The sequence below is a fragment of the Phaeodactylibacter luteus genome (assembly GCF_007993045.1).
Lineage (GTDB): Bacteria > Bacteroidota > Bacteroidia > Chitinophagales > Saprospiraceae > Phaeodactylibacter > Phaeodactylibacter luteus.
Genome location: NZ_VOOR01000007.1, coordinates 107,634 through 129,506, shown reverse-complemented (window position 1 = coordinate 129,506; position 21,873 = coordinate 107,634). Strand labels below are relative to the sequence as shown.

The 21,873-nt window shown below is 54.7% G+C and carries 18 protein-coding genes; 9 read left to right on the top strand and 9 right to left on the bottom strand.

Translation table 11 applies throughout. From position 1 onward, the window contains the following. Window positions 1–53 precede the first annotated feature (53 nt). The 6 genes from mutS to FRY97_RS05055 all read left to right on the top strand — a co-directional run bounded on the left by mutS (window position 54) and on the right by FRY97_RS05055 (window position 7,088). Window positions 54–2,654 carry a DNA mismatch repair protein MutS gene (gene mutS / locus FRY97_RS05080; RefSeq protein ID WP_147166389.1) on the top strand — a complete coding sequence of 867 codons (2,601 nt, stop codon included), beginning with the start codon at window positions 54–56 and terminating at the stop codon, window positions 2,652–2,654. Between the two features lie 170 nt (window positions 2,655–2,824). Continuing rightward, window positions 2,825–3,547, top strand: a complete 723-nt coding sequence (gene dapB, locus FRY97_RS05075) for a 4-hydroxy-tetrahydrodipicolinate reductase (protein WP_147166351.1) — start codon at window positions 2,825–2,827, stop codon at window positions 3,545–3,547. A 10-nt stretch (window positions 3,548–3,557) separates the two neighbouring features. Then, a complete protein-coding gene (locus FRY97_RS05070) occupies window positions 3,558–4,667 on the top strand; it encodes an endonuclease/exonuclease/phosphatase family protein (protein WP_147166350.1) in 1,110 nt (369 codons plus the stop codon). Window positions 4,668–4,674: 7 nt separating this feature from the next. Next, window positions 4,675–5,268 (top strand): toxin-antitoxin system YwqK family antitoxin, encoded by a 594-nt coding sequence (locus tag FRY97_RS05065; protein WP_147166349.1) that lies wholly within the window; start codon window positions 4,675–4,677, stop codon window positions 5,266–5,268. 763 nt (window positions 5,269–6,031) lie between these two features. Then, window positions 6,032–6,670, top strand: a complete 639-nt coding sequence (locus FRY97_RS05060; RefSeq protein ID WP_147166348.1) for an LON peptidase substrate-binding domain-containing protein — start codon at window positions 6,032–6,034, stop codon at window positions 6,668–6,670. A 4-nt stretch (window positions 6,671–6,674) separates the two neighbouring features. Then, window positions 6,675–7,088 carry a hypothetical protein gene (locus FRY97_RS05055; protein ID WP_147166347.1) on the top strand — a complete coding sequence of 138 codons (414 nt, stop codon included), beginning with the start codon at window positions 6,675–6,677 and terminating at the stop codon, window positions 7,086–7,088. A 6-nt stretch (window positions 7,089–7,094) separates the two neighbouring features. Here FRY97_RS05055 and FRY97_RS05050 read toward each other — a convergent pair whose 3' ends face one another. Continuing rightward, on the bottom strand, window positions 7,095–8,135 hold the full coding sequence (locus FRY97_RS05050) for a PorP/SprF family type IX secretion system membrane protein (RefSeq protein ID WP_147166346.1): 1,041 nt from the start codon (window positions 8,133–8,135) through the stop codon (window positions 7,095–7,097). Between the two features lie 183 nt (window positions 8,136–8,318). On the opposite strand from FRY97_RS05050, the gene FRY97_RS05045 reads away from it, so the two are divergent. After that, window positions 8,319–9,167: a C40 family peptidase gene (locus FRY97_RS05045; protein ID WP_147166345.1), complete on the top strand. Its 849-nt coding sequence runs from the start codon at window positions 8,319–8,321 to the stop codon at window positions 9,165–9,167. On the opposite strand, the gene FRY97_RS05040 is transcribed toward FRY97_RS05045, so the two are convergent. Together FRY97_RS05040 and FRY97_RS05035 are read right to left on the bottom strand one after the other, a co-directional pair. Beyond that, complete coding sequence (locus FRY97_RS05040) at window positions 9,164–10,522, bottom strand: pyridoxal-phosphate dependent enzyme (protein WP_147166344.1); 1,359 nt, start codon at window positions 10,520–10,522, stop codon at window positions 9,164–9,166. The genes FRY97_RS05045 and FRY97_RS05040 overlap by 4 nt on opposite strands. A gap of 323 nt (window positions 10,523–10,845) precedes the next feature. Continuing rightward, on the bottom strand, window positions 10,846–11,724 hold the full coding sequence (locus FRY97_RS05035) for a lytic transglycosylase (protein ID WP_147166343.1): 879 nt from the start codon (window positions 11,722–11,724) through the stop codon (window positions 10,846–10,848). 313 nt (window positions 11,725–12,037) lie between these two features. Here FRY97_RS05035 and kdsB point away from each other — a divergent pair, with 313 nt between their 5' ends. Together kdsB and FRY97_RS05025 are read left to right on the top strand one after the other, a co-directional pair. Next, complete coding sequence (kdsB, locus tag FRY97_RS05030) at window positions 12,038–12,805, top strand: 3-deoxy-manno-octulosonate cytidylyltransferase (protein WP_147166342.1); 768 nt, start codon at window positions 12,038–12,040, stop codon at window positions 12,803–12,805. Between the two features lie 129 nt (window positions 12,806–12,934). Further along, window positions 12,935–14,011, top strand: a complete 1,077-nt coding sequence (locus FRY97_RS05025; RefSeq protein ID WP_147166341.1) for a hypothetical protein — start codon at window positions 12,935–12,937, stop codon at window positions 14,009–14,011. On the opposite strand, the gene FRY97_RS05020 is transcribed toward FRY97_RS05025, so the two are convergent. From FRY97_RS05020 to FRY97_RS04995, 6 genes are all read right to left on the bottom strand, one after another. Continuing rightward, complete coding sequence (locus FRY97_RS05020) at window positions 14,008–14,766, bottom strand: glucose 1-dehydrogenase (protein WP_147166340.1); 759 nt, start codon at window positions 14,764–14,766, stop codon at window positions 14,008–14,010. The two genes, FRY97_RS05025 and FRY97_RS05020, sit on opposite strands and share 4 nt — an antisense overlap. 98 nt (window positions 14,767–14,864) lie before the next feature. Then, entirely contained in the window at window positions 14,865–15,212 is a 348-nt protein-coding gene (locus FRY97_RS05015; RefSeq protein WP_147166339.1) for a 4Fe-4S dicluster domain-containing protein, read from the bottom strand. A gap of 366 nt (window positions 15,213–15,578) precedes the next feature. After that, window positions 15,579–16,424 carry an alpha/beta fold hydrolase gene (locus FRY97_RS05010; protein ID WP_147166338.1) on the bottom strand — a complete coding sequence of 282 codons (846 nt, stop codon included), beginning with the start codon at window positions 16,422–16,424 and terminating at the stop codon, window positions 15,579–15,581. 87 nt (window positions 16,425–16,511) lie between these two features. Beyond that, window positions 16,512–20,306, bottom strand: coding sequence for an FG-GAP-like repeat-containing protein (locus FRY97_RS05005; protein ID WP_147166337.1), 3,795 nt, complete (start codon window positions 20,304–20,306; stop codon window positions 16,512–16,514). A 39-nt stretch (window positions 20,307–20,345) separates the two neighbouring features. Next, window positions 20,346–21,167 (bottom strand): lysophospholipid acyltransferase family protein, encoded by an 822-nt coding sequence (locus tag FRY97_RS05000; RefSeq protein WP_147166336.1) that lies wholly within the window; start codon window positions 21,165–21,167, stop codon window positions 20,346–20,348. A gap of 6 nt (window positions 21,168–21,173) precedes the next feature. Continuing rightward, window positions 21,174–21,869, bottom strand: coding sequence for an RluA family pseudouridine synthase (locus FRY97_RS04995; protein ID WP_147166335.1), 696 nt, complete (start codon window positions 21,867–21,869; stop codon window positions 21,174–21,176). Window positions 21,870–21,873 lie beyond the last annotated feature (4 nt).

The following is a 21,873-nucleotide window of genomic DNA, read 5'->3' as shown; positions in this document are numbered from 1 at the left end:
AGCTCTTGGCAAAAGGAAGCAAAACCCCCAAAGGCGGTAAGGTAACCCCGCTCATGCAACAGTACTTCAAAGTGAAGGCGAAACACCCTGACGCCATCCTGCTTTTCCGGGTGGGGGACTTCTACGAGACCTTTGGCGAGGATGCCGTCACGGCTTCCCAAGTGCTGGGCATTGTACAGACCAAGCGCAATAATGGGGGCAGTGATATCGAATTGGCAGGCTTCCCTTACCACTCCATGGATTTGTACCTGCCCCGCTTGGTCCGCGCAGGTTTCCGGGTAGCCATCTGTGAGCAGTTGGAGAAGCCGAGCCCGCAAAAGAAAATTGTCCGTAGAGGGGTAACCGAAATTGTTACGCCTGGGGTAGCCGTAGACGATAAGCTGCTCGACCATAAATCCAACAACTTCCTGGCTTCTGTTTTTTTTGGCAAAAAGGATATGGCCGGGCTCTCCCTTTTGGACGTGTCTACCGGGGAGTTCCTCGTTTGTGAAGGCAGCATCAGCTACATTGACAAGCTGGTGCAAAGTTTTAAACCCTCTGAAGTCCTTTTCCCCAAAGACCGGCAGAAGGCATTCCTGCAGCAGTTTGGCGATAAGCTGTACACCTATATGCTCGATGAGTGGGTATACACGCTGGATTATGCCCGAGAAAGGCTGCTCGAGCACTTTGAAGTCAAAAACCTCAAAGGGTTTGGGGTGGAAGATATGGAGCTGGCGCAGGTGGCCGCCGGCGCAACCTTGCACTACCTGGCGACCACGGAAAACAAAAACCTGGCCCACATCAACGGCCTAAGCCGCTTGCAATCGGAAGCCTACGTTTGGCTCGACCGCTTCACCATACGCAATTTAGAGCTGGCTTACAGCAACCACGATACTGGCGTACCGCTGATACAGGTGTTGGACCATACGGTTTCCCCTATGGGCGCGCGCTTGCTCAAAAAATGGGTGGTACTGCCTCTGACCAGCCTGCAAGCCATCAACAACCGCCTGGATGTGGTGTCTTATTTTACAAGTAATCAGGCCTTGGACCAGGAGCTTGGGCAGTATTTGCAACAGATTGGCGACTTGGAACGCCTCATTTCGAAAGTGCCCTTGGGCAAGATCAACCCCAGGGAGGTCAAACAGGTACAGCGTGCCCTTGATCTTATCCTGCCGATCAAAGAGCTGCTCGGCAGTGCAGAGAACTCACAGCTGGCTAAGATTGGGGAGGGGCTCAACCCTTGCCCCATTTTGAGGGCTGAAATCGAAAAGCAAATCGTGGAAGACCCGCCGGTGAACTTGTCCAAAGGCGGGGTGATGGCGGATGGGTTCAACGACGAGCTCGACGAGCTCCGCAATATTGTGCGCAACAGCAAAGACCTTTTGCTGGATATCCAAAAACGCGAAGTGAGCCGAACGGGCATTTCCAGCCTTAAAATAGGGTTCAACAACGTCTTCGGGTATTATCTCGAAGTGACCAACAAGTACAAAAATCAAGTGCCAGAGGATTGGACCCGCAAGCAGACTTTGACCAATGCAGAGCGCTACATCACAGATGAGCTCAAAAAGCTGGAGGGGAAAATTCTGGGCGCAGAAGAAAAGATATTGGACATTGAGGAGCGCCTGTACGAAGAGCTGGTCATCACGCTAGCGGATTACATACAGCCCATTCAGCACAACGCAGGTTTGCTGGCCAGGGTAGACTGTCTGCTGAGCTTTGCCAGGGCAGCGGCCCGCTATAACTATTGCCGGCCTGTGCTCAACGAAGGCACCGGCATCACCATCCGGCAGGGGCGGCACCCGGTCATTGAGCAGCAGTTGCCCATCGACTCCCCCTACGTGCCCAACGATGTCCACCTCGATACAGAGGAGCAGCAGGTCATGATGATCACTGGCCCCAATATGGCCGGTAAGTCGGCCTTGCTGCGGCAGACTGCCCTCATCTGCCTAATGGCGCAGATGGGGTGTTTTGTGCCTGCTGAATCCGCAGCGCTTGGGCTAGTCGATAAGGTGTTCACCCGCGTAGGCGCTTCGGACAACATCTCCTCTGGTGAATCTACCTTCATGGTGGAAATGAATGAGACGGCTTCCATCATGAACAACATCTCCGACCGCAGCCTTATCTTGCTGGATGAAATCGGCCGGGGCACAAGCACATACGATGGGATTTCCATAGCTTGGTCAATTGCTGAATACTTGCACAACAACGGGCAGGCACGCCCCAAAACGCTTTTTGCCACCCACTACCATGAGCTCAATGAGCTGGCCAATAAGTTTGAACGGATCAAAAATTTCAGCATCGCCACCAAAGAGGTTGGCCAAAAAGTTATCTTTCTGCGGAAATTAGTTCCGGGAGGCTCTCAGCACAGTTTTGGCATACATGTAGCTAAGATGGCAGGCATGCCCCGTAGTATCGTGGAGCGCGCCGCCCATATCCTTACGCAGCTGGAGCAAAAATCCATCCAAACTGAAGAAGCGGGCAGCGGCGGCGTGAACGCACCGAAAGCAGATACTTCGAAAATCTCAACAGAAACCCTTCAGCTCAGTATCTTCGAAACGGTAGACCCCACTGCAGGCCGTATCAAGGAGGCCCTTCAAGACCTGAACATCAACAATATGACGCCGATAGAGTGCATGATGAAACTTAACGAGCTCAGGGGGCTGCTGGAAGAGTAGAGGAATGAAACAGCCCACCGGGGTGGGCTGTGGTGTCAAACGGCGATTGGGGTTTTGCAAGGGGGATTTCCTTTTCGGTGCCTCCCTGTTCAGTGTAGTAGCTATTTATTTGTTTGAACTGCCCTTATGACGCCGTTCTAGGGGGGAGTCACACTAAAGGATGAAAAATTATGGCAAAAATTGCATTGCTGGGCTATGGCAAGATGGGCAAGACTATTGCAAAGCTTGCCGAGGCTGCCGGCGACGAGGTTGTCCTGCGCATAGGTGCAGACAATGCTGAAGAATTGACGCCGGAAGCCCTGATGGCTGCAGATGTGGCGATTGACTTTAGCTTGCCAGCAGCTGCTTTCGGCAACATCTCCCTCTGCCTCGATGCCGGAGTGGCAGTGGTCAGCGGTACGACGGGCTGGCTGAGCCGTTTTGAAGAAGCTGTTGCCCACTGCCGGGAGCAGGGGGGCGCTTTTTTCTATGCTTCCAATTTTAGCGTAGGCGTCAACTTGTTTTTTGCCCTCAACAGGCATTTGGCCCGCCTCATGGCAGAGTGGCCTGCTTACCAGCCGGAGCTCACAGAGATACACCATACACAAAAATTGGATGCCCCAAGCGGCACTGCCATATCCCTGGCTGAGGATATCCTGGCGCACCATGCCCGCTTTGAGGGCTGGGGGCTTACTGGGGATGGGCTTTCGCCAAATCAGCTTCCGATCACGGCCGAGCGAGAGGGCGATGTCAAAGGTACGCACGAGGTCCGTTGGGCCTCCGACGTGGATGCCATCAGCATACGGCACGAGGCGCATACGCGGGAAGGGTTTGCCCGCGGCGCCTTGCAGGCTGCCCACTGGCTGATTGGGAAAAAAGGGGTGTTCGGTATGTCTGATATGTTGGGTTTGTAAAACGATGGAGATGAAGAAATGGAAATGGATAGGGAAGGCCATCCTGGCAATTGCCCTGGCCGTTGTGGCCTACGTGGTGTCCGTGCTGGCTTATGGCACTGCCAACGATTGGGTGCCTGAGCCTGTAGCTGCTTTGGAAAACCGGGGAGCTGAAGCTTTGCCCGAGATATCAGACAGCATCCTCAGCTTTGTGACTTGGAACTTGGGGTATGGCGGCCTGGGCGAGGAGTCAGAATTCTTTTTTGACCACGGCAGCATGTACTTTTCCTGGGGCCGCATGGTCCGGGCACCGCAGGAGGCGGTACAGAAGAACAATGAAGGGGTAGCCTTGTACACAGAGTCGCTCAAGTCAGACTTTTTCCTGTACCAGGAAGTCGATTTCCGCTCTAAGCGGAGTTATTTTGCCAATCAGTTCGAGCTCATCAAGGGGCTATTGCCTGAGTATGCGGCATTTTTCGCCCCCAACTACCGCGCTCCTGTCGTCCCGATCCCGGTATTTGAGCCTTGGCACCTTTATGGGGAGGTAGAAAGCGGGCTGGGGACTTTCTCCCGCTACCAGCCTTATTCATCAGAGCGCCTTCAGCTCCCCGGCGATTTCGGCTGGCCCACCCGGATTTTCCAATTGGACAGGTGCCTGGCTGTGCACCGCTTCCGCGTAAGCGGCGGCAAAGAGCTTGTGGCCGTCAACCTCCACAACTCTGCCTATGACAAAGGCGGGCAGCTCAAAGCTCAGCAGATGGCCTTCCTACAGCGTTTCCTAAAAGAAGAGTATGCTAAAGGGCACTATGTTATCGTAGGCGGAGACTGGAACCAAGTGCCCCCTTTCTTCCGTTTCGATGGCTACATGCCCGGCAAGACTCAGGGCTACACCCAGATCAACATCGAGCCGGATTTTATGCCGGAGGGCTGGCAGTGGGGGTACGACCCGCGCGTGCCGACTAACCGCAAAACAAAGACACCTTATGTTGCTGGCGAGACCTTTATCACCCTCATCGACTTCTTCCTCGTCAGCCCAAACGTAAAGATCAAAACCTTGAAAGGCATAGACCAACAGTTCCGCTTCTCTGACCATCAGCCGGTGTATATGGAAGTAGAATTAGGGGCAAGTGCTGAAAACTGAATTCATTATGAGGATTTTAATGGTTGTTTTATTGCTAGGCGCAATCATGGGCTGCCAGCCATCTGATGCACAAGATGCCCCCGCCCGCCCCGGTAAAGCCGACCCCGCTAGTTTGCCGGAAGGCTATTTGGTTGAGGACATACCGGGCTCCGAGGCGCAGCGTGTCGTGAAGCGGGATGAGGAAGGTAAGATAGCAGAGGAAGGCATGTTGTACGATGGGCTAAAAATGGGGGCATGGATCGCCTACCACGAGGGGGGCGTGTTCCCCGCCAAAATAACCACTTATGCAGAGGGCGTACAGAATGGCACTTACCTGGAGTTCAACACACGAGGCCACCTCACCCTGCGTGCAACCTACAAAAACAATAAGCTCGATGGCCCTTGGGCATTGTACAGCTTTGGCCGGCCGGAAAAGGAAGCCCACTACAAAAACGGCGAGCTCGATGGCGTTTACCTTGAGTATAACCGGAAGACGGGGAACTTACAAAAAGAAGCCCACTACAAAAACGGTGTGCAGCATGGCACTTACCGGTTTTATAGCGAAGAAGGCGAGGTCATGCTCGAAGTAGAGTATATAGACGGGGTGAAACAGGAAGGCTAGTGCCTCAAGCCATAAATCCTTGCCACCCCAAGTTTCGTTCTTTTCCGCCTACTCTTCGTTAAAGAACCGCACCTTTTGCTCGGGCTAAAGTCGCGAACCTTCGCCTTGATTAGCCGGAAAATAACTTCAACTTAAGTATCAGAGATTTATGGCTTAAGGCACTAGTGGTTTGTCAAGTGTTAATTTATGGGTTGAGTGGGAGCGAATTTTGAGGCTAAATCAAGGCGGATGTTCCCGCGCATAGCAGCGCTACGTAAGGGGTTGTCCAACGGAGAGTAGCCTCAAAAGCCGCCGCAGGCAACCCCTAGTTTTAGCCTTGACAGACCACTAGGGCATATCTGGAGCTCCTTCCTGCCGCCAGTCAAGCGCTTGCTGAACTGAACGCAAACCAGATTGCCGTTTTTGTAGGCCTGCCCCTGACGTAAGGATGAGGGGGCTGCCCCTGCCCGCTGGCAGGTGCCGCTATGCTACGGGGCTCGCTATCCGCTCGGCCTTATCAGGCTTACCACCCCTGCGCAGCGCTAGCCCAATGCCAGGTTATAAAGCCCGAAAAGCGTAAGCGGCTGCGGCATTTTGGTTTGCGCCCGATAGCCCACTAAACTCAAACACAGCGGCTTTGCCAAGGCCCTGCCGGCTATGCTGACGAGCGGGTAGGCATATCTTGCTAAACCCCTCCAGGCTAGTTTTAAGCTGATGGATTTTTGCAACACCAGGCCCTCAATGCTGTTATAGGGGGCATACAGACTAATCCTGCTTTACTGTTATGGAGCCATTACTGCCTTTATTCCCACTTCAATTGGTTGCCTTCCCCGGGGAAGCCCTCAACCTTCACATTTTTGAGCCCCGCTACCGGCAGCTTTTTGCTGAGTGCGAAACGGATGGCATCACCTTTGGCATCCCTGCATTCCTCGACGGTAAGATCATGGAAGTGGGGACGGAAATGCGGCTTGTCTCTATTGAGAAAAAGTACGACAGCGGGGAGCTCGATGTCAAAACAGAAGGGGTCCGGCCTTTCCGCATAGAACAGCTTTACCGTAAAAGCCCGGGCAAGCTGTACGCTGGCGCTGAAGTGGCCTGGCTGGATTATGCCCCACAGCCCGGCGATCCCATTGTGAGCGCCCGTATACTCGATATGACAGAGACGCTTTTTGGCCTGCTGCAGATCCGCAAACCTCTCCCGGAAGACCCTGCCGCCTTGCGCACCTTTGAACTCGCCCACCATGTCGGCTTTTCCCTAGAGCAGGAGTATCAGTTCCTTTGCATCCCAACGGAGATGGCCCGCCAGGCTTATATGGAGGAGCACCTCGAAAAACTGCTGCCGGTGGTGAGGGAAATGGACAACCTCCGTAAGCGTGCCCAGCTCAACGGGCACTTCAAAGAGCTCAAACCGCCACAATTCTGATCTGATGGATACCTTGGCTTTTAAAACCCATCTTTTAGCCACTTGCTATATGCTGGGCTTGATCTGGTTTGTGCAAGTAGTGCATTACCCGCTCATGGGCAAAGTCCCTGCCCAGGCTTTTGTGGGGTACGAAAGGCTGCACACTCGGTATACCTCTTGGGTGACCGCCCCGCCTATGCTGTTAGAGTTGGGTACAGGCTTATGGCTGCTCCTCCAATTTCCCGGGCACCTCCTGCTTTGGGGCAATGCGGTTGGCCTGTTGTGGCTATGGGCCTCCACCTTTTTCATTCAGGTGCCCCTGCACAATCAGCTCAGCCAGTCTTTTGATGCTGTTGTGCACCGAAAGCTGGTGCAAACGAATTGGGCGCGCACGGTGGTATGGTCCATCCGTGCGCTCCTCTTGCTCAGCTTGTGGTAGCTTCTGCTAAAATTTAGGGCAGAGCACGGTCTCATCATCGTACTCCCCGAGGTAAGCGATGGAAATTTCGAAAGCCCCGCGCTGTTTTCGCTGACTGCCCACGGCATCGATACGGGCATCGTAGCTGAAGCCGAGCAGGAAATTGCTGTACTCTATGCCCACCATGCCCACCACGGCATCTAGGGTGAGCTGCTCATCAAAGCTGCTGACGGGGCGCACCCAGCCTCCGGTATGAAGCGCAAAACCGTTGATCTCGTCAAGGACAAAGCGGAAGTTAGCCCCACCGTTCATCGCCAGGTGAGGCCCCTGTGCATACACGAGCGCCCTGGGCTGAAGCGAGATGCCAAGCCCAAGCGGGATGCTGAGGTTCACATAGGCGCTGTATTTGCGGTGTAAGAAGTCAGTGCTGCCCAGTTCCGGGTTTTCTTCATTGTAGAAAAAGCTGATTTCTGGCTCTAGCACGTGGTGCATGGCTGCGCCGGCGTAGACGCCCATGCCCCGGTTGGGCGCATAAGTGTAGTTGATGCCCAGCCCGATATCCCCGTAGGCAAAATTGTTAGGGGGAAGGATTTCGGCAGTAGGGTTGGTATAGCCGTTGTCCCCCGCAAACTGGTCCTCGAAGTTGAACCTTTCGTAGCTAAAGTTGCGCTGTGCAATGCCCACCTGAAAGCCCGCGCTCAGGAATTGATCGTTGGAAGGGCTCAATGATTTATGGAAAGCGGCTGTAACGTTGATTTGGTTGTTGGAGAAGCCGAGCTTGGGCACCCGGTCATTGTAAAAAAGGACGCCAACGCCAAAAGCATCCTTATATCTTTTCCCTGCCCGGTCGAGCTGAAACCGCAAATCTACCGCACCGGCGTAGGTTTGAAAAGGGGCCTGGTCCCGATAGATCAGGGCCACCCGGTATTTTCCCTGGAAAGTGCCGCTCAGCGCAGGGTTGAGGGTGAGCGGGGCAGAAAAAAACTGGGTGAAGTGCTGGTCTTGGGCACTTGCGGTGGAAGCGCAGAGGAGCAGAGCGAGTGAAATCCAGATAATCGGTTGCCTCATAGGGAGAGTTGCTTGTCTTTTGTTGTGCGGTCAAAGGTAAGAAATCCGCTGGGCCGCGGCCAGCTGTTTTTCGAAATACCAAACGGCATTTTGGCAATATTTATTATTTTTGAACACGTGCGGGGCCAAGGTGTTCCCTCTTCCCGCAATAACGAGCCCCGGGGCGCCGGAAAAACCACTTGCATGTCCTTTGTCATTTGCCCACTTAGCATAGTGCCGATTCGAAGCAGCGCGACGGATACCAGTGAAATTGTATCCCAAATGCTGTTTGGGGAGCTGGCAGAAGTCCTTGAGGCTAAAGGGCGGCAATGGATCAAAGTGCGCTGTACTTGGGACAACTACGTGGGCTGGGTAGCAGCCAATCAGCTCAAAGCGATCACTCCGGCTGAGCACAAAGCTTTTTCTGCCCACTTTGCCTACAGCTTGGAGCTTTTTCAGCCGATCATGGCCGATAATCAGGTTGTGCCCATTGTCTTGGGCTCCTGCCTTCCTAATTTTGATGGGATGCGCTTCCGCCTCGACGGCGTCAGCTATACCTTTAGCGGGCAGGCTGTGTTCCCTGAGCACATCAAGCCATCAGCCGAGTTTATCATCAAAATGGCGCGCCGCTACTTGCACGCCCCCTTCCTGCACGGCGGGCGGTCCCCTATGGGCATAGATGCAGCTGGGCTGGTACAGATGGTCTTCAAAATGGTTGACATTACCTTGCCCCGTGAGGCTGGGCAGCAGGTGTACACAGGGAATGTCGTTGACTTTGTGCAGCAAGCGCTGCCCGGAGATGTGGCTTTCTTCGAAAACAGGGCCGGCCGGATTTCCCACTGCGGGATCATCTTGCCGGACGAGGAGATCATCCACGCTTACGGCAGTGTGCGCATTGACAAACTAGACCACTATGGGATTTATGACCGGGGGCAGGGGCGGTATACCCACCGGCTTAGGGTAGCTCGCCGTATGCTCAAAGGCCGGGCGCTCACCCAAACAGAACCTCGCCGGATAAGCGCCCGCATCCCGAATCAGGTACAGCTTTTTTAAACAGCCCGGATGATGTCGTATTGGGTGAGGATGTGCAAGTTGCCAGCCTTATCTTTGGCCATAACGGCAGGGATGGTCCGATCGACATACTGGCTTAGCTTGCTGAAGGGCAGGTCTTCAGCCACCATAGGAAATGGCGCGCCCATCACTGTGGAGAGCTGTTGCTCGGCATGCGACATGGGGTTCTCAAGCAAATAAGAAAGCACGGCCGTCTCTGTTATCGAGCCCACCATCGTGCCCGCTTCCATTACAGGCATCTGAGAGATGTCGTGCTCCTTCATCATCTTAAAGGCTTTTTGAACGGTATCCGAAGATTCGACGGTCAGGAATTGCTGATTGCCTTTCATCTGCAGCAGGTCGCGCACACACAGTTCTCGCTCGAGGAAGCCACGGTCTCGCATCCAGTCGTCGTTGTAAATTTTGCCGACATACCGGCTGCCATGATCGTGGATGACAACGACCACAACGTCGTCTTTGGTCAGCTGATCTTTCATTTGCAGTAAGCCGGCAACAGCTGACCCGGCAGAGTAGCCAAGCAGCAGCCCTTCCTCCCGGGCCAGCCGGCGGGCCATCAGTGCCCCATCTTTGTCCGTCACCTTTTCGAAGTGGTCGATGACGTCGAAATTTACATTCTTGGGGATGATGTCCTCACCTATCCCTTCAGTGATGTAAGGGTAGATCTCTTTTTCGTCAAACTCCCCGGTCTCGTGGTATTTTTTGAATACAGAACCGTAGGTGTCAATGCCCCAGACCTTGACGTTCTGATTTTGTTCCTTCAGGTAGCGCCCCGTACCAGATATTGTGCCACCGGTGCCTACGCCCACCACCATATGGGTGATTTTGCCTGCTGTCTGTTTCCAAATTTCCGGCCCGGTCGTCTCATAGTGGGCGGTGCGGTTAGAGAGGTTGTCGTATTGGTTGCACCAGTAGGAGTTAGGGGTCTCTTGGCTCAGGCGGCGGGCTACGCTGTAATAAGAGCGCGGATCTTCAGGGGTGACATTGGTGGGGCAGACGATGACTTCTCCGCCCACTGCACGCAATAGGTCGATTTTTTCTTTGGACTGCTTGTCTGTTGTCGTAAAGATGCACTTGTAGCCTTTTACGGAAGCGGCCAGGGCCAGCCCCATGCCCGTATTGCCTGAGGTGCATTCAATGATCGTCCCTCCGGGTTTGATGTCGCCCCGGGCTTCTGCGTCTTCCAGCATTTTCAATGCCATGCGGTCTTTGATGGAATGCCCCGGGTTGAACGTTTCTACTTTCATGAGCACCAAGGCGGGGATGTCCTTTACTACTTTATTGAGCTTTACCAGGGGGGTGTTCCCTATGGTCTTGAGGATGTTGTCGTAATACTCCATTGGTCTTATATGGTTTTGCCGCAAAGGTATCAAAATAGGGGGGAAGAAAAGTGGTGTTTTCGTCTTGAGTTGGGAGCGCTGCAGGGGGGGCTTTTCAGCGCGGCCGCAAACCCAAATGCCGCTTGCGTTTAAGCTTTCCGGGCTTTTGCCTGGCATTGGCCTAGCGCTGCGAAGGGGTGGTAAGCCCGATAGGGCCGAGCGGACAGCGAGCCCCGTAGCATAGCGGCACCTGCCCGCTGGCAGGTGCAGGCCCCCTCATCCTTACGTCAGGTGCAGGCCCTAAAAAAACGGTAATCTGGTTTGCGCTTTTCAGCGCTGCGTGCTCAGCGGTGGTATTTTACTTTGACAAAAAAGCGGGGGTCTATAGCTCCGAGCAGCTGTGCGACTTGAGGCGAGACCACAACGACAATATCATCTTTGTAGGCCGTATCTGGTATGCGCCCCACTACTTTGGCGTACACAGTGCGCCGGCTCATTGGGTTGTGGATAGAAACGACAGAGCCGATTTTTGCAGTCCGGTGCAAAGCCAGCAAGTCAGCAGCCATGTTGAGGTCTTTGGGCCAAAAGGCAGCGCCTTGGCTTTCGCGGATACGCTCCTGGTTGGCCTGGTAAATAAACAGCTTTTGCAGGGCAGCATTGCGCTCGCCAAGCACGCCCCCAACATGCTTGCGCAGGCTATCGGGCACCCCTTCAACCGAAAGCCACCCGATAAGCAGCAGCTGATTGGGTTTCAGGTTGTGGTCTAACAGCCCATTGCGGGCCATCATCTCTTCGAGCGGGATGTTGAAATAGCTTTTAGCTATGCGGTACAGCGTATCACCTTTGCGCACCATATAATAAGCAGGGGCGTATTCTCCAGGGCGCATGTCTTGCATCCAATATTTGCGTATGGCTTTGGGCGGCAGGGGGATGTAGACAGGCATACCGTAGTACATGCTCTGTGGGCTGAGGCCAGGGTTGAAAAAGTATAGCTCATTGACGGACAGGCCATAAAACCGGGCGAGGGAGTAGAGGGTCTGCCCCGGGGCCAGGTAGTGCGTCATCAACGGCTGCTGTAGCTGCCCCATACTCAGCAGCACGGTGTCTTTGGCGGTCAGGTATTGCAGGCTGTCGCCGGTGAGGGTAGCGGCGTTGGCCCCAAGGGCCGGAGCAGACAGCGACAGGGCAGCGAGCAAGAAGAGGGTAGGGAGGTGAAGGTTCATGTTTTGGGGTATTTACCCTTGTTGTTTAATCAAGTTGTTTGCTAAAGTGTTCCCCTGTAGCCCGGTTGGCGCTTAGAGATGTTGGGATTTTGGCCTTCTATCCGAAAACTAGGGCCTCAAGCCATAAATCCTTGCCACCCCAAGTTTCGTTCTTTTCCGCCTGCTCTTCGTTAAAGAACCGCTCCTTTAGCTCGGGCTAAAGTCCCAACACGCTCTAAAAACTGGGCACGGATGGGAAAAATAAGTAATTCACTCCACTTCTACCTTCTTTTCGCCGCCTGCGCTACCTTAGGGGCGGAAAACAACAGCGCTTATGCCTAAAGAAATAATTGTCGTCATCCCCGCCAGGTATGCGAGTACCCGCTTCCCCGGCAAACCGCTGGCCCTGATCGGCGGCAAGCCTATGGTACAGCGGGCTTATGAACAAGCTGCTTCCACGCCTATGGTCAACCGGGTCATTGTAGCTACTGACGATCAGCGCATCAAAAAGGTGGTGGACGGCTTTGGGGGGGAGGCTCAGATGACCGACCCCGGCCACCTCAGCGGCACCGACCGTGTTGCCGAAGTGGCTGCGGGGCTGCCTGCAGAGAGCATCATTATCAATGTGCAGGGGGATGAGCCCTTCATCCGCCCGGCCCAGATTGTCAAAGTTGCGGAGCCATTGCTCGGGGGGGGCGTGCCTGTGAGCACGCTAGCCTCGCCTATCGGCCTGGCAGAAGAGCTGTTCAGCCCCAATGTAGTCAAGGTAGCCATCAGGCAAGATGGGCGGGCGATGTATTTCAGCCGCGAGCCTATTCCCCATCAGCGGGGGCTTGAACGTTCGGAATGGGACCTTGGCAAAGGGTATTTTAAGCATATCGGCATGTATGGTTTTCAGCGGGAAGCGCTATTGAGCTTGGCTGCCCTGCCTCCCGGGAAGTACGAACAGCTCGAATCCCTAGAGCAGCTTAGGTGGCTTGAGGCGGGTTTCGATATTGCGGTAGGGGAAGACTTGTCTGACACGATCGGGATTGATACCCCTGAAGACTTGCAGGCTGCCGAACGGTGGCTTGCCAGCAGAAGAGGGCTTGGGCCAGGCTGAACAATTTGGCCTAGCTAGCCTTTTAAAGTTGAATAATTTGTAGTTTTCGGAAAGGGCCTGAGCTGTTCATCCTGGCTAGGCCTTCGTTCCGTATATTATTCGGAAAGCATTCAGCTTAAATGGCACTTTATGTGGAGGCAAGCATTACTATTTCTCATCCCCTTGTTTTTGAGCACTACGGCCCGCGCTCAGGCAGATTACCGGGTTATTGGGGCTGCTCAGCTGATCGAGCAATCTTTCGAAAGCGATTTTTTCGTTAGCCAAGTGGTCGATGACCGTGCTTTCCGTGCCAATTTGGGCATAGTCAACCGAGGGGCAGACCGCAACTTGAAGCGGCCTTTAATTTTGGAAGCCCATTTTTGGGAACACCTTACCGCCCGGGCCCAGCGTTGGGCGCGCCCTGCTGAAGGGGCAGATGCTGTAACCGTGCGCGTAAAGGAGCTTTTCTTTTGGGAGCACCTTTATCAAGATGATGAGGGGCAGGGGTTTATCCGTTTGAAAGTCAGCTTTGAAACAACAGACGGTAAACAGCAGGAGATCGCTCTTCAGCTTTCCGGGCCCCACCTTACCGTTGCCCACGGGCATTCGCCCAGGCTTGAAGACGCCTTTTTTCAGTGCCTTCAGCGCTATCAGCAGGTTAGGCAGCACGGCAGCGCCTATGTGCATGCAGCCAATAGTAGCAGTAGCCGGGCTATACCTGCCAATGCCAGTGCAAAAAACTTCTTAGACCTGCACAACGGCAGCCTGGCCCCTTTCACCGGGCGGCTGAAGCCTATCTCGAGGAAAAACCTGAACCGCTTCTCCCTGAAAAGCCGCAAGGATCAGGAAAAATCAGACTTATATGCCATTAAGGTAGGGCAGGAGTGGTTCCTTAGGGGCTATACTTACCCCGGTGGCGGCAACTACTTTACCCGGGTGCTGGAGTCAGGCCGGTATTGGTTCCTGATCGACCGCATGTACACCGAGCCGGATTCAGACCTATTTGGGCGGGGTGTTTTTGCTGGCTCCATGGCCGGCATTGTGCTCGACACTTACACCGGGGTGCCACATATCGTCAACGATGAGTTTATGGAGGAACTATTGGAAGGGTACCCCGACCTGAAAGGGAAATACATCTTTCAGGACATCTTGGACAACCCTGTGCAGCTCGGCCGCATTCAGGCGGTAATCGCAGAAATCAATAGCCGGTACGAGGGTGGAGGCTAAACCGTAAAGCCTCCATCTGCAGTATAAACCCCTCCCGTGCAGTAGGCACTCGCTGAAGAGGCTAGGAAAAGCCCGAGCCCTGCTATTTCTTCCGGCTGGCCTACCCGGGGTAGCGGGAGCTGCGCAAGGGCGTATTTCAAAATCTTCTCATTGCCCCACAGCGCCTCGCTGAATTTGGTCTGGACCAGGCCCGGGCAGATTACATTGGCGCGCACCCCGTGCTGCCCCCACTCTTTGGCCATGACTTTCGTTAGGGAAATCAGCGCAGCTTTGCTGACGCTGTAGATGCCCAACTGATGCTCTGGAGAAAGCCCGCCAACGCTGCTGATGTTGATGATGCTGCCTGATTTTTTCGTTTTCATGTCCGGCAGAGCTAAGCGGGCGAGCTCAAAGGGGCCCTGTACGTTCACTGCCATGATTTTTTGGAAAGCCCACTCCGGTGTATCCTCAACGGGGCCGAAGACAGGGTTGGCCGCAGCGTTGTTGACAATGATGTCAATGGGCCCTACCGCAGCTTTAGCTTCCTCCCACAGTGCAGCAATCTGTTCCATGTCGCCCATATTGGCTGCTATACCGATAGCCCCCTGCCCAATGCTGTTGGCGGTTGCCGCTACCGCCTCCTGTTTCCTGCTGCTGAGGACGACCTTTGCGCCCGCCCAAGCTAGCTGTTTGGCGATGGCTAGCCCAATACCTTTGCTGGCACCGGTTACAATTGCGGTTTTACCGGAAAGATCAAATGCCTGAAAAGCTTCCATATATTGGCTTAGGTTGGAATGTATTAGATAGCTCTCAAGATACAAAAATGGGGCAACAGCTGATGCTATTGCCCCATTTTGCGGACAGCAACCGCAACCTACAGGTGCAAGCGCTCTTTGCGCCCGAGCAGCTGCTCTTCAGACTCCCGGCGCTCGGGGTCATCTACGCAGCAGTCTACAGGGCAGACGGCTGCGCACTGTGGCTCCTCATGGAAGCCCATACATTCGGTGCATTTATCGGGCACAATATAGTAGAAGTCATCAGAAATGGGATCTTGCTGAGCGTAGGCATCCACTTCTTTTCCATCTTCCAATTTGTAAATGCCTTCAACACCTGTCCCATCCGCGATGGCCCACTCTACTCCGCCCTCATAGATGGCATTATTGGGGCATTCCGGTTCGCAAGCGCCGCAGTTGATACATTCGTCTGTTATGATGATGGCCATGGTAGAAGCTGTTTTTTGTAAAAAATCGGCAAGCGGTCATTGCTCGCCTTTGGTCAGACAACACCGGCTTGCCGGTATGGTTTGACGCCACTGCAAAAATAAGCAAAACGGTTCAATAAGGAAGGCAGGAGGGTAGAAGTTTCCATTGGGGCAAACCAGATGGTCGTTTTTTGGGCTTGCCCCCTCCGCAAGGATAGGGGCCTGCCCCTGCCAGAAGGCAGGTGCCGCTATGCTGCGGGGCTCGCTGTCCGCTCGGCCCTATCGGGCGTACCCCCCTTCGCAGCGCTAGGCCAATGCCAGGCTATAAAGCCCGGAAAGCATAAACACCTGCAACATTTTAGTTCACGCCCGTTTCCACTTTGCCAATTAGCCAGAAAGGAGGAAATCCGTGAGCTGACTGGTGAAAAGGGTGGGCTGCTCCATCCACGGCAAATGCCCGGCTTGGGGCAGTATGGCCAATTGCTGCCTTGGGATCAGCCGGGCAGCTTTATGAGCATGCGAAAGTGGGAAAAAGGTTTCGTCTTCCCCCCAGATGATCAGGGTAGGCATGCTCACCGATCGCAGTTCCTCATCCGTAAAGGTGCGGACCGCTTTCCCTCTGCCGAGGAAAAACGGGTAACGGCCTCCGGGCTTCCGTATGACCTCCATAGAGTACCGGTGCCAGGCAGGGTGGGCAACTGAAGGGTCTTTCATTACATTATTGCCCAACAGCCGGCCCCAAAAATCGGATGGGAATAGCCGGTAGAGCACCATTTTGGGGATGATGCTGCGGTCCCAGTCATCGCTTAGCCCGGCAGCATCTGACAGTACAAGCTTCCGGACCTGTCCGGGGTGCTTTAGGCTGTAGGCCAGGCTCACTGCCCCGCCCTGTGAGCTGCCTGCCAGGAAAAAGGAAGGGATATCCAGCTTTTCTATTAGCGCAGCAAGCCAGCGGGTATAGAAATCCTGGCTGTAATCTCCCCAAGGCTTATCTGACTCCCCGTACCCGGGCTTGTCCGGTGCAATCACTCTGAAGTTGCGGGCTAGAGAAGGGAGGATCTTATACCAGTTCACTGCGCCACCGCCTGCACCGTGCAGCAACAGCAGGGCCGGGCCTGCACCGGCGGTGAGGTAGGAAGTTTTTATGCCGGCTGCCTCAACATAGGCGTGATCAACGGCTGCTTCTTGGCGCATGAGCTGTAAGAGCGTTTCAAAATTGGAGGGTTGTGGCATACGGCTTGAACGAAATTTATAAAACGCTTCTAGCTTTGATCGCCAGCCTGTCCCCGGTGCCTACGCCGGGGACAGGCTGGGCGCTGATCATTTCAGGATAATAAAAGGCACACGCTCGCCCGATGGGGTTTGCAGCCAATATTGCCCAGCTGGCCAGCCTGCGGTAGGCCAGGAGGAGCGCCCGCTGGGGAGGGGCAGGGTGAGCACAAGCTGCCCATAAGCATTGTAGATTTTTAGGGGGGCAGTGCTCGGCAAGGGCTGATACTTCACCCATACCTTATCCCTTGCGGGGTTGGGGAAAACTTCCGGGAGGGCAACAGGTGCCACAGAAACCGTGCCGGTGGAAGAAAGGGTTACTTCCTGGCAGGTTTGGGCAGTGCCCCAAGCGTTGGCAGCTGTAAGGCAGACCTCATAGGATCCGGGCGAGGCATAGGTATGCTCGGGGTGTTGTAGCGTACTGCTCCCCCCATCGCCAAAGTCCCAAAACCAAGAATCGGGTGAAAGGCCAGAAGCGTCGTTAAATTGGACAAGGAGCGAAAAAGCTTCATAGCCGAATGCTGCCACAGGGGTAGAGTCCGGGAGCGCTGATACCATTAAGTTGGTTACGGTATTGGTGATAATGGGCGGGTTGAAGTCAAAATAAATGCCAGCAGTATTTTCGATAGGGGTGTTCTCGTCCAGCCCGGGCAGGGCCTCAATTTCAAATTGGACAAAACCATGGCTGCCCGGCTCATTGGTTGTGCTGTCGGGCAAAAGTATATTGCGGAAGTGGAAGGCGGCTTGCCCATCATCGTATAGCGTAGCTTCATAGGGATGGCTGCTTGCGCCCGGCTCAAAAGTCTCCCAGTTGAGCTCCTCTGAAAGCTGATCGCGCAAAACGACGTTGAAGGCAGTGTCTGTACCTGTGTTTTGGAAGCGGATGGTATAGCGCAGCGGCTCGTCAAACAAGGTGTAATTTTGGCTAAAAGGGGGCTGTTCTGCTCTGGCCGGATGGGCCAGCTTGTCGTTGGGGTCGTAAGCACAGTTGATGATGGAAGTGAATGCAAAAACCTCGGCAGGAAGGGCTTCCCCCTGCGCATTGTAAGGCACTAGCCCCGAAGGGAGGTCCAGCGCACTGCCGATGAATTCCACCCCCGCTATTTCCATGTTCAGGTTGATGGACCGGCTTTCACCCGGCTGAAGGGCTGAGAAACTCCAAAACAGGGTATCGCCTGATACGGAAGAAGGGGCAGGGGAAGCATCGATATAGGTTGCCAACTCATTGAGGGCCAGGAAAGCCTGCCCATCGAAGGGCCAGCAGCCATCGTTATTGAAGTTGAGCCAAAAAGGCACAGTAAAGCCGCAGCGGGTTGGTGCGGAAGCAAGGGTCACACTGCCTTCTGGCGTTTCCGTATTGGGGCTTACGCCAAACAGAAGGGTGTCTACAGGAGTCCCATCAAAAACGATCTCATAGCTGCCGGGCATAGTGGTCAGTGACCAGCAGTCGTCTAGCTGAGGGCTAATGCTGTAGGTGCCTTCCGCCCCATAAACGGAAAAACGCCCTTCGCTGTCTGAGAAAACAGCCAAAGCTTCGGGCGCTACCGTGATAGGGAAACGGTCAAGTAGGTATTCGCTAGTATCGCGCAGCCCATTAGCATTTTCATCAAAAAATACGGCCCCGGATACGCCTACGTCATTCGCCAGGTTGTAAGAAATGATAGCCCTGTCTATGCCTCCGTTAGGTGGAGATTCGGCATTGCCGACAATATCCAGATCGCCATCGTTGTCCAGATCGGCTAGTTCAAAACCGCGTACTGCGATGGCAGCGTTGGGGATGGGCAATGGAGGAAGGAAGCTGCCACCTCCCTGGCCTTCAAGCCATTGCATAGGGAAGTCCTGGTATCCGGAGGTGATGATATCCAGCTCCCCGTCGTTGTTGTAATCGGTCAAGGCAAATTTTTCCATGGCGGGCCCTCCAATGTAGATGGGCTGCTGAGGGCCGAAAAAGCCGCCCCCTGTGCCTGGCCACCAAGCAATTTGGTCATTGCCGCCGAAGCTGTTGTCTGCCGTGGCGATGATATCCATTAGCCCATCACCGTTGAGGTCAGCGGCTTGTGCATACAGGGCGGTGGTGAAGTCGTTTGCAATGGTTTGTAGGCTGACAAAATTCCCATTTCCCTGGTTGAGGCGGTAATCTATGGCAGGGGACTCCCCCTGGCAAAAGACAAGGTCGTTCAGCCCGTCCCCGTTTAAGTCAGCAGCGAGGACGTCCAAGACGCCGACGGCTTCTTCCAGCAAGTAAACGAAGTTGCCCCAGCTGTCGCCATTGTTCCGGGCCCACCCCACATATCCTGTGGGCTGGCCGTTAAAGCCGGGCGAAGCCCAGAGCATATCGAGGTCGCCATCGCCGTCCATATCTGCCATCTGTAGGTCCCGTTTATAAAAATAGCCGCTCTCGAAGGGCGGGGTAGCAGCGAAGGTGCCGTCTGCATTGTTCAGATATACACAAAACATGCTTTGATTGGTGGCATCGTCGGCTACACTGCCTGCAAGCACATCGGGCCAGCCATCGTTGTTGAAATCAAAAACAGCTATGCTGGCCGGCTCATAGTTGTGCCGGCGGGCGATGAGCCTAGGCTGGGAGTAGCCATGGCCTTCATTTCTCACCCAAATCAGGGCATCGCTGCCGCTTGACCCCAATACTACGTCGGGCCGGCCATCCTGATCCATATCTGCTACAACAGGTATGCTTACTTGAGAAACGCCGAGCTCGAGCAGGGCCGGGGGCGAAAAGGTGCCTCCACCTTCAGAGGCCAGCCACAACAGGGCTTCTTTAGGAGGGTTTGGGCGGTTGATGCCATAGAGGATATCCGGAAGCCCGTCCCCATTGAGGTCGGGCAGGTCCAAAAAGCGTTGATGGGCGGCATAGTCCTGTAGCTTGATGTCTGGGCCAAAGTGGCCCGTGCCGTCATTTTGAAACCAGCCGACTTCACCGTACCTATGGCAGGAAACGAGGTCAAGGTCTCCGTCGCCGTCCATATCGCCTGCTTGCACAAAATAGTTGCCATAGGCTGGCAAGAGGGTATCGGGTGCAGCGAAGGAGCCATGGCCTAAATTGCGGAAAAGGGCAAGCCCGGCGCCCCCGTCATCTTCATTGCGGCTTGAGCAGACGATATCTGGCCAGCCATCCCCGTCAAAATCCCCGATGTCCAATGAATTGGGGCCGAGGTGGGTTTCGTTGATGATCTGGTAGTCCGCAAAGGTGCCGTCTCCGAGGTTTTCGTGCCAAGACAGGCGGTTGTCGGAGTGGGCCGCTACGACTACGTCCAGCTTGCCATCGCCATTTAGGTCTTCGGCCTGTACGCTATTGGCCGCATCATGGCCGGCAGCAATCAGCGAAGGCGCCCCAAAGGTGCCGTCCCCGTTTCCGGGAAGCCAGGCTACACCCTGGCCTTGGCCGACAAGGGCATCGGGCAGGCTATCGCCATTGAGGTCCGCCAGGTATAGGTCTAGTACGGGCCCCGGTGAATAAATGATGACTACCGCCCCAAAGGTGCCGTCCCCGTTATTGAAGTGAATGCCAATCCCTTCATTATAGGAAGCCAATAAAAGGTCTTCATCCCCATCTGCGTCAATGTCAAATGCAGTGAGAGACCGGTAAAGCTGATCGGCAAAGCTGATCGGGCGCTGGTGCCCAAAGGTGCCATCTGCCTGGCTGGGCAGCCAGAATAAGCGCTTTGCAGTGGCACAAATGACATCTGTACGGCCGTCTCCGTCTACATCAGAGCCAATACTGAATTGTACGTCTCCAACTTCGTCAAAAAGGTCAAAGGGAGGGGCAAATTGAGCAGACAAAAAGATGGAATGCAATAGCAGCATCCCGGTGGCCAGGGCTTTATCCATTATTGAGGTTTAGAGGTAAGAACGGTAAGTTAACCAAAATTATCGGGAACGAGCGAGCTCTTCCGTGCGCCGCCGCAGCTCATCGAGCAAATCCTGCCGGCCAAGGCCTGCGAGCTCAGCGTAAGGTATAGGGCTGCCAATACTGAGGTGGATGGTAGCCCCGATTTTATTCCGCAATTCATAGAGCAGTAGGCTGAGCCTAAGGTTCATGCTGATTTGGCTGGCCGCCTGGAACAATCGGCTGTTCTGCCCATGGAAATAAACGGGGACTACGGTGGCTTGGGAAAAAGCGATCAATTTGGCGGAGAACCGTTTCCATTCGAAATCGCGGGCCGGGCGCCAAAACTGAGGAGGGGCAGTGGCGACCCCGCCGGCTGGGAAGATGGCAATGGCAGCCCCTGCTTTTAACCGCTCCATAGCGCTGCTACGGGTTTCCAGGTTCGTCCGTGCAGCAGCTTTAGTCTCTCGGAAATCTATTGGGAGCAGGTGGCTTTTTAGCGTAGGCTCCCGCGTGAGCACTTCGTTGACGAGCACGTAAAACTCCTCCCGCACTTGGCTGGCTAAGTGGCCAAGGATGAGCCCGTCGAGTACACCGAATGGATGGTTGGCGACAAAGACAAGGGGGCCTGAAGAAGGGACAGCTGCAAGGGCTGCTTCGTCGTAAGACAATGACACGTTGAGCTTGTCCAAAACGGCTTTCCAGATTGCAGCTGTGGCTGGTGCTTCAGCTTTGACTTCCTGGTACAACCGTTCGAGCCGTTTGCGCCCGGTAGCGAGCTCCACAGCATGGATTACGGCTTTCTTCAGCGGGCCATCGTCTGGGGAAGCATAGCTAAGGCGGTGTGGCGCAGGCTTTTCCATAGGGGGTCAATCTTCCCAGAGGTTGTTGAACATGCGCCAGACTTCATCCTTGACCAAGGGGTTGGCCGTGATGGTGATGGGCTCCTGCCGTACCGGATGCACGAAGGACATCGACCGGCAGTGCAGGTGGATGTTGCCATCTGGGTTAGGGTAAGGGGCCCCGTACTTGATATCGCCCCGGATGGGGCAGCCCATGTGAGACAGCTGCACCCGGATTTGGTGGGGGCGGCCAGTATGCGGGTTGACCTTCAGCAGGTGATGGTTGCCAATTTCAGAAACCAGCTCATAATCAAGGGAGGATTCCTTGGCGTCCTTATTGCGCTTGCGCAAACTAGCGTGGGCCACATTCCGCTCCCGGTCTTTGTCGATATAGTGGACGAGGCGGCCGTTAAGCGGTTCGGGGCGTTGCTCTGTGATGGCCCAGTAGGTCTTTTCAATAGCCCTTTCCTGGAATAGCTTGTTCATACGGGAGAGGGCCTTGCTCGTCCGGGCGTAAATGACGACCCCGCTCACCGGGCGGTCGAGCCGGTGGATAGTGCCTAAGAACACATCGCCTGGTTTGTTGTAACGGTCAGCGATATACATTTTTACAAATTCGCTCAGGGGCTTATCTTCTGTAACATCGCCCTGCACCAGCATGCCCGCCGGCTTGTTGACGGCAATTAGGTGGTTGTCTTCAAAAAGTACTTGTAATCCGATCATTTGG

Bases quoted from the DNA above. Each gene is read 5' to 3' on its own strand.
- mutS (WP_147166389.1), top strand. From the start codon at position 54: ATGCAACAGTACTTCAAAGTGAAGGCGAAACACCCTGACGCCATCCTG.
- dapB (WP_147166351.1), top strand. From the start codon at position 2,825: ATGGCAAAAATTGCATTGCTGGGCTATGGCAAGATGGGCAAGACTATT.
- FRY97_RS05070 (WP_147166350.1), top strand. From the start codon at position 3,558: ATGAAGAAATGGAAATGGATAGGGAAGGCCATCCTGGCAATTGCCCTG.
- FRY97_RS05065 (WP_147166349.1), top strand. From the start codon at position 4,675: ATGAGGATTTTAATGGTTGTTTTATTGCTAGGCGCAATCATGGGCTGC.
- FRY97_RS05060 (WP_147166348.1), top strand. From the start codon at position 6,032: ATGGAGCCATTACTGCCTTTATTCCCACTTCAATTGGTTGCCTTCCCC.
- FRY97_RS05055 (WP_147166347.1), top strand. From the start codon at position 6,675: ATGGATACCTTGGCTTTTAAAACCCATCTTTTAGCCACTTGCTATATG.
- FRY97_RS05050 (WP_147166346.1), bottom strand. From the start codon at position 8,135: ATGAGGCAACCGATTATCTGGATTTCACTCGCTCTGCTCCTCTGCGCT.
- FRY97_RS05045 (WP_147166345.1), top strand. From the start codon at position 8,319: ATGTCCTTTGTCATTTGCCCACTTAGCATAGTGCCGATTCGAAGCAGC.
- FRY97_RS05040 (WP_147166344.1), bottom strand. From the start codon at position 10,522: ATGGAGTATTACGACAACATCCTCAAGACCATAGGGAACACCCCCCTG.
- FRY97_RS05035 (WP_147166343.1), bottom strand. From the start codon at position 11,724: ATGAACCTTCACCTCCCTACCCTCTTCTTGCTCGCTGCCCTGTCGCTG.
- kdsB (WP_147166342.1), top strand. From the start codon at position 12,038: ATGCCTAAAGAAATAATTGTCGTCATCCCCGCCAGGTATGCGAGTACC.
- FRY97_RS05025 (WP_147166341.1), top strand. From the start codon at position 12,935: ATGTGGAGGCAAGCATTACTATTTCTCATCCCCTTGTTTTTGAGCACT.
- FRY97_RS05020 (WP_147166340.1), bottom strand. From the start codon at position 14,766: ATGGAAGCTTTTCAGGCATTTGATCTTTCCGGTAAAACCGCAATTGTA.
- FRY97_RS05015 (WP_147166339.1), bottom strand. From the start codon at position 15,212: ATGGCCATCATCATAACAGACGAATGTATCAACTGCGGCGCTTGCGAA.
- FRY97_RS05010 (WP_147166338.1), bottom strand. From the start codon at position 16,424: ATGCCACAACCCTCCAATTTTGAAACGCTCTTACAGCTCATGCGCCAA.
- FRY97_RS05005 (WP_147166337.1), bottom strand. From the start codon at position 20,306: ATGGATAAAGCCCTGGCCACCGGGATGCTGCTATTGCATTCCATCTTT.
- FRY97_RS05000 (WP_147166336.1), bottom strand. From the start codon at position 21,167: ATGGAAAAGCCTGCGCCACACCGCCTTAGCTATGCTTCCCCAGACGAT.
- FRY97_RS04995 (WP_147166335.1), bottom strand. From the start codon at position 21,869: ATGATCGGATTACAAGTACTTTTTGAAGACAACCACCTAATTGCCGTC.